Raw genomic sequence first — 5,907 nt, 5'->3', positions numbered from 1 at the left:
GCCATCGTTTTTGGATTGCTGAACTTCACCCTTCTAAAGCCACTTTTTGATGTGATATTTGAACAAGTGGGGAAAGAGGAGTTACAGGTATATGCCAATAAGCCTGACTTCGCTTTAAGTGTAAACTATTTCATGCATTTATTTAACTACTATTTTCTGCAAGTTGCCAATATTTATGGGCGGTTTGGGACTTTGGTGTATGTCTGCATCATCATTGTAATATCGGTGTTTTTGAGCAATTTATTTGCTTACTTATCAGGAGTGGTTTTGGCAAAAGTGCGTGCTGACATTATCCAAGGAATGCGTGTTCATATTTTTACAGCAGTGAGTAATATGCATTTGGGTTATTTTTCTGATGAAAGAAAGGGGGATTTGATCAGTAAAATGACCAATGATATTCAGGAGGTTGAGAATAGTATTGTCCAGTCTTTGAGGGTGATATTTAAAGAGCCTGTTACGGTTATCCTTTATTTTGCAGTTTTGTTTTTTATGTCATACCAGTTGACATTGTTTACGATATTGCTTATTCCGGTATCAGGAGCCATCATTGGGTATATTACCAAAAAATTAAAAAAGAAAGCGGAGCAAAGTCAAGAATCTTTGGGGAGAATTGTGAATATATTGGATGAAACGATTGGTGGCATGCGGGTTGTCAAGGCCTTTGGAGCCAGGAGTTTTGTTCAAAATAAATTTGAGGGTGAAACAGATTATTATGCTGATGTTAATGTCTCTATGGCAAGGAAGAATGAGCTGGCATCACCCGTTAGCCAATTTTTAGGCGTTTCGGTTGTCGCTGGGATTTTATTATACGGAGGCAATTTGGTATTGAATAATACCTCATCATTAAGTGCCAGTGAGTTTATTGCTTATATCATATTGTTTACACAGGTACTAAATCCTGCCAAAGAGATTTCCAGAGCGCTCAGTAGCATACAAAGGGGACTGGCCTCTGCTCGAAGGATTTTTGCAGTGGTGGATACCCAACCAATGATTGTAGATGTGGCTTCCCCGCAAGCTTTGAAAGGATTTACACAGTCTGTAGTTTTTAAAAATGTAGGCTTTGCCTATCAGGAAAATGCGGTATTGAATGATATTAATTTCGAGTTGAAAAAAGGTCGTACTATTGCATTGGTAGGGCCATCAGGCGGAGGAAAGTCAACATTGGCAGATTTATTGCCTAGGTTTTATGATCCAAGTCAAGGGGAGATAACCATTGATGGCATAGCTCTTAAAAATTGCAGCATAACAGATCTCAGGAGTTTGATGGGAATTGTTACCCAAGAGTCTATCCTTTTCAATGATACGGTTTTTAATAATATAGCCTTCGGCATGGAAGGGGTTTCTTTAGAGAAAGTTCAGGAAGCTGCAAAAATTGCCAATGCGCATGATTTTATTGTGGAGCTTGAGCAAGGCTATGAAACCAATATCGGAGAGCGAGGAGGTAAATTATCAGGTGGGCAAAGGCAACGCATTAGTATTGCGAGGGCTGTTTTAAAAAATCCGGAAATTTTGATTTTAGATGAGGCCACATCAGCACTTGATTCTGCATCCGAAAAACTGGTCCAGGAAGCCTTGTCCAATTTAATGAAAAACCGCACTTCTTTGGTGATTGCACATCGCCTGAGTACCATCCAACATGCAAATGAGATTCTGGTGATTGAAAGTGGACGTATAGTGGAAAGAGGGACGCACGATGAATTGATCCAAAAAGGAGGATTATATAATAAACTTTCCCAAATGCAGTCTGTTTAGTATATTGTGTAAATAAACCCATATAAAAAGCATTATGAAAAAAGTCAACAGTATATTTCAGTTATTAACAGCTTTGTTTTTCGGTATAGGATTGGTTTATTTTCTCACCTATGAGAAAATGTGGGGAGGAACGCCAATGACAGGAGAGGTTGTTTCTTGGTTGTTGGCTGGATTGGTGATTTATCTGATCACTTGGGGAACAAGTTGGGGATATGTAAGTAGCCTAAACAGCCGTATCAAAAAGATAGAGTTGGAGAAAAAGGATCTGAAAGCATTGGTTTTTGACCTTGAAAGGGGAGGGAAAGTTAGTCCAGTAGAAAAGAATACGGAATTAACTAAGGATGAAACAGAATCTTCCGCTATTAAACCAAGAGAGAATTTCAAATAGAAATTGCTTAATAGCCGGGTATGGATAGTCACACAGTATAAATAACAAGGATGGTAGCAAAAACTTTTGGTAGTGCAGTCTCAGGAGTAGATGCCAAGTTGATCACCATTGAAGTAAATGTAGGTCAGGGGACCAGTTTTTTTATGGTAGGTCTCCCGGATAGTGCCGTGAAAGAGAGCCAACAGCGTGTTGAGTCAGCTCTCAAATACTATGGCTACAGGATGCCTAGGCAAAAAGTTGTCATCAATTTGGCGCCTGCAGATATCAAAAAGGAAGGTTCATCTTATGATCTTCCTATTGCCATAGGTATAATGCAGGCATCTGAGCAAGTGTTTTTTCCGGAATTAGAGCAGTATGTGATTATGGGTGAGCTGGCTCTTGATGGGAAGCTTAGAAGAATTAAAGGTGTGCTGCCCATAGCAATAGAAGCAAGGAAAAGAGGGTACAAAGGCTTTATCCTTCCCAAAGAAAATGCACAGGAAGCCTCTATTGTAAATAATCTTGATGTAATTCCGGTAGAAACCCTTCAAGAGGCCATTCATTTTTTGGAAGGGAAAGAAACAAAAACTCCTCTAGTCACCGATACCAGAAACCTCTTTTATGACTCTATAGAAGAAAATGATTTTGATTTTGCTGATGTTCAAGGGCAGGAAAATATCAAGCGGGCGATGGAAATAGCCGCAGCAGGCGGACACAATGTAATCATGATAGGCCCTCCCGGTGCCGGCAAAACCATGCTTGCCAAGAGGTTGCCTTCCATATTGCCACCGATGAGTCTACAGGAAGCATTGGAAACAACCAAAATTCATTCGGTGGCAGGTAAGTTGGGCGCCAGTTCTTCATTGATCGCCCAAAGACCCTTTCGCTCTCCACACCATACTATAAGTGATGTGGCTTTGGTTGGTGGGGGAGGCAACCCACAACCAGGTGAAATCTCTCTTTCCCATAACGGAGTATTGTTTTTGGATGAATTGCCTGAATTCAAAAGGACTGTTTTGGAAGTGATGCGTCAACCACTTGAGGAACGAAGGGTAACCATTTCAAGGGCAAGAGTTACGGTAGACTTCCCTGCGAATTTTATGTTAATTGCAAGCATGAACCCATGTCCATGTGGATTTTATAACCATCCGGACAAAGAGTGTGTTTGCGGTCCGGGTATCGTTCAAAAATATCTCAATAAAGTGAGTGGCCCTTTGTTAGACAGGATAGACCTTCATGTGGAAGTGACTCCGATAAACTTTGAGGAAATGACTTCCGATAGAAAATCTGAATCCAGTAAATCTATCAGAGAGCGGGTGTCGGGAGCAAGGGCTTATCAACAAGCAAGGTTTGAGAAGAATCCAGAAGTCCATTGCAATGCAATGATGCCATCTCACATGGTGAAAGAGGTAGTGAAAATTAATCAGGCCGGCAAAACTTTATTGAAAACGGCCATGGATCGGCTGGGACTTTCTGCCCGTGCTTACGATCGAATTTTAAAAGTCTCCAGAACTATTGCAGACCTTTCAGGGTCAGAAGATATAAAAGCTGAACACCTCGCAGAAGCCATTCAGTACAGGAGTCTCGATAGAGATGGATGGGCGGGATGATCTTGATGGATATACCAAGTTGGTTTTACCCGTTAAAGTCAAATATGTTTTGCTTATATTTGCCTGACCATCTGGGTGATGTTTATAATTTTAGATGGTTTTGAGTAGTATCTAGAAATAATTGAGTTGATTTTATGTGGACTAAAGAAACTAAAATTCAAGCAGAGATGGAGATGGCCAATTCAACTTCAGTATTTGCCCCTGGATTATCAATCAAGGGAGATATTGAAGCAGTTAGTGATATTCGGATAGAAGGAGATGTTTGTGGAGATGTCTCCACACCAAAAAAAGTAATTATTGGTATCTCAGGTAATGTGGAAGGAGATATTAAAGCCTCTGAAATTTGTGTAATGGGCAAGGTTTTAGGAGACGTCTTTGTCGAAGGCTTGGCCAGGTTTACCGCTGAAGCTAAAATGAGAGGAAAGATTTTTTCTGAAAAAATAGAGATAGAATCCGGAGCGGATATGGAAGTAATGGTTGCTAAATACAAGACTTTCCTGAGCCAGGAAAAAGAAAAACAAACAACCATGCCTCGATCAAACCCATTGATCAACGAAAGGCTATTTGATCAATCCATGGCGAAGATGAGTGAATAGTTTAGGGCTTAAATGTTTCTTTAAAGGCTTGATCCAAGTCCTCTATCAGGTCTTCACAATTTTCAATTCCTACAGACATTCGGATAAGCTGATCAGGAATTCCTGGGTCACCCACCTGAACTTTTGATCTTCGTTCTATTAGGCTTTCTACTCCGCCAAGGCTAGTGGCATTACTAAAAAATTTGAGTTTCCCTATTAAATGATCTGCCTCATTTGCGTTTCCCTTAATTAGAAAAGATAACATGGCGCCATACCCTTCCATCTGAAATTGGGCAGTTTCAAAACCTTGATGGCTGGAAAGCCCGGGATAATAAACTTTTTCTACGTAAGGATGATTGTCTAAGAATGCGGCAATGTTATTGGCATTGAATGCATGCGCCTTCATGCGGTAGGGAAGGGTTTTAATACTTCTAGTGAGAAAGTAGCAGTCCATCGGAGAAGGCACTGCCCCTGCAAGACGCTGCACATTTTTTATGTTTTGCCACAAGTCATCCTTTGCCTTAGTCACGAGAATTCCCCCTAAAATATCACTGTGTCCACTGATGTATTTGGTACTGCTATGCATCACAACATCAGCCCCCAACTTCAAAGCTTTTTGATATACAGGAGTAGCAAAGGTGCTGTCACAGACCACTTTTAGATCGTTTTCTTTGGCAATGGAGGCCAATGCCTTGATGTCAGAAATTTTTAAAAGTGGATTGGATGGTGTTTCAATCCACAACAAGCCAGTATTTTGTTTGATGGCCTTACGGAGATTTTCCTTGTCTGTTAGGTCAATGAATTGCACATCAAGTTTACCTGCATGTACGGTTTGAAGCAGCATTTTCATCCCATGGTACATGTCATCCGGAGCGATGATATGCGTGCCGGCCGGTAAGGCTTGAAAAACAGCATTTCCAGCGGCATTTCCAGAAGCGAATGCTGCCGCATCAGCACCTCCTTCCAGCGATGCCATTACAGCCTCAAGAGATTTCCTGTTAGGGTTTTCCAATCTTGTATACAACATTGAATCCTCTTGATGCGCAAAAGTTGTAGAGAGCGTGATCGGCTGAATGATTGGTTTTAATGTGTCGGTGACAACATTTCCTCCATGAATAGCAATGGTTTCTATTTTCATCTTGAACGGAACTTTGTTACCTGCCAATTCATTTAATCCAACCGGACAGGTAATTTAACGAATTCTATCTACTGAGCGAATTAGCATTTCATCCTTTCGGATGAATCTATTGGCGATGAGATTCATGATTAGGCCGAACACAATGCAGTAAAATCCTATCAAAAATGCACCTCCTACAGGCTATATATGGCCAGCCCTGCAGAGATTAGAGCCAATATCCCGATGTAAATATTATTGGATTGAGAAATAATGCTTTCCTCAACGGTGTCGGTAATAGTGGTGAACCATGCCGTCATCTCCATGGATTGGGTTTGGTCTGGATTTACTTGTAACCAAATGGGAAATAAGGTGGAAGTAACCATTGAAATAGCTACTAAAAGTAGGAATACACTTTGAATTCTTTGAATCATCTTTTAATCTTTTGACAAAGAAAATGGGTTATTTGAATTTTCGCAAGGAATATTC

General features: G+C 40.6%; 7 protein-coding genes. 4 read left to right on the top strand and 3 right to left on the bottom strand.

Annotation, left to right across the window (positions count from 1 at the left end):
- From AAC037_RS18195 to AAC037_RS18180, 4 genes are all read left to right on the top strand, one after another.
- The coding region (locus AAC037_RS18195; protein ID WP_339904567.1) for an ABC transporter ATP-binding protein at positions 1 to 1,752 on the top strand (1,752 nt) is incomplete at its 5' end.
- Between the two features lie 34 nt (positions 1,753 to 1,786).
- Positions 1,787 to 2,140, top strand: coding sequence for a hypothetical protein (locus tag AAC037_RS18190; protein ID WP_339904566.1), 354 nt, complete (start codon positions 1,787 to 1,789; stop codon positions 2,138 to 2,140).
- 50 nt (positions 2,141 to 2,190) lie between these two features.
- Positions 2,191 to 3,729, top strand: a complete 1,539-nt coding sequence (locus tag AAC037_RS18185; protein ID WP_339904564.1) for a YifB family Mg chelatase-like AAA ATPase — start codon at positions 2,191 to 2,193, stop codon at positions 3,727 to 3,729.
- A gap of 134 nt (positions 3,730 to 3,863) precedes the next feature.
- On the top strand, positions 3,864 to 4,325 hold the full coding sequence (locus AAC037_RS18180) for a polymer-forming cytoskeletal protein (RefSeq protein ID WP_339904562.1): 462 nt from the start codon (positions 3,864 to 3,866) through the stop codon (positions 4,323 to 4,325).
- Between the two features lies 1 nt (position 4,326).
- On the opposite strand, the gene AAC037_RS18175 is transcribed toward AAC037_RS18180, so the two are convergent.
- From AAC037_RS18175 to AAC037_RS18165, 3 genes are read right to left on the bottom strand one after another with little or no spacing between them, the layout of a single operon-like run.
- Entirely contained in the window at positions 4,327 to 5,442 is a 1,116-nt protein-coding gene (locus AAC037_RS18175; protein ID WP_339904560.1) for an aminotransferase class I/II-fold pyridoxal phosphate-dependent enzyme, read from the bottom strand.
- Positions 5,443 to 5,496: 54 nt separating this feature from the next.
- On the bottom strand, positions 5,497 to 5,568 hold the full coding sequence (locus tag AAC037_RS18170; RefSeq protein WP_339904569.1) for a DUF4293 family protein: 72 nt from the start codon (positions 5,566 to 5,568) through the stop codon (positions 5,497 to 5,499).
- A 47-nt stretch (positions 5,569 to 5,615) separates the two neighbouring features.
- A complete protein-coding gene (locus tag AAC037_RS18165) occupies positions 5,616 to 5,852 on the bottom strand; it encodes a DUF4293 family protein (protein ID WP_339904558.1) in 237 nt (78 codons plus the stop codon).
- Between the last annotated feature and the right edge of the window lie 55 nt (positions 5,853 to 5,907).

This window comes from uncultured Cyclobacterium sp., assembly GCF_963976465.1.
In the GTDB taxonomy this organism is placed as follows: Bacteria; Bacteroidota; Bacteroidia; order Cytophagales; family Cyclobacteriaceae; genus Cyclobacterium.
This window is presented reverse-complemented; position numbering and strand designations above follow the sequence as displayed.

Coding starts and splice junctions, on each gene's coding strand:
- AAC037_RS18175 (WP_339904560.1), bottom strand. CDS start 5,442: ATGAAAATAGAAACCATTGCTATTCATGGAGGAAATGTTGTCACCGAC.
- AAC037_RS18190 (WP_339904566.1), top strand. CDS start 1,787: ATGAAAAAAGTCAACAGTATATTTCAGTTATTAACAGCTTTGTTTTTC.
- AAC037_RS18180 (WP_339904562.1), top strand. CDS start 3,864: ATGTGGACTAAAGAAACTAAAATTCAAGCAGAGATGGAGATGGCCAAT.
- AAC037_RS18165 (WP_339904558.1), bottom strand. CDS start 5,852: ATGATTCAAAGAATTCAAAGTGTATTCCTACTTTTAGTAGCTATTTCA.
- AAC037_RS18185 (WP_339904564.1), top strand. CDS start 2,191: ATGGTAGCAAAAACTTTTGGTAGTGCAGTCTCAGGAGTAGATGCCAAG.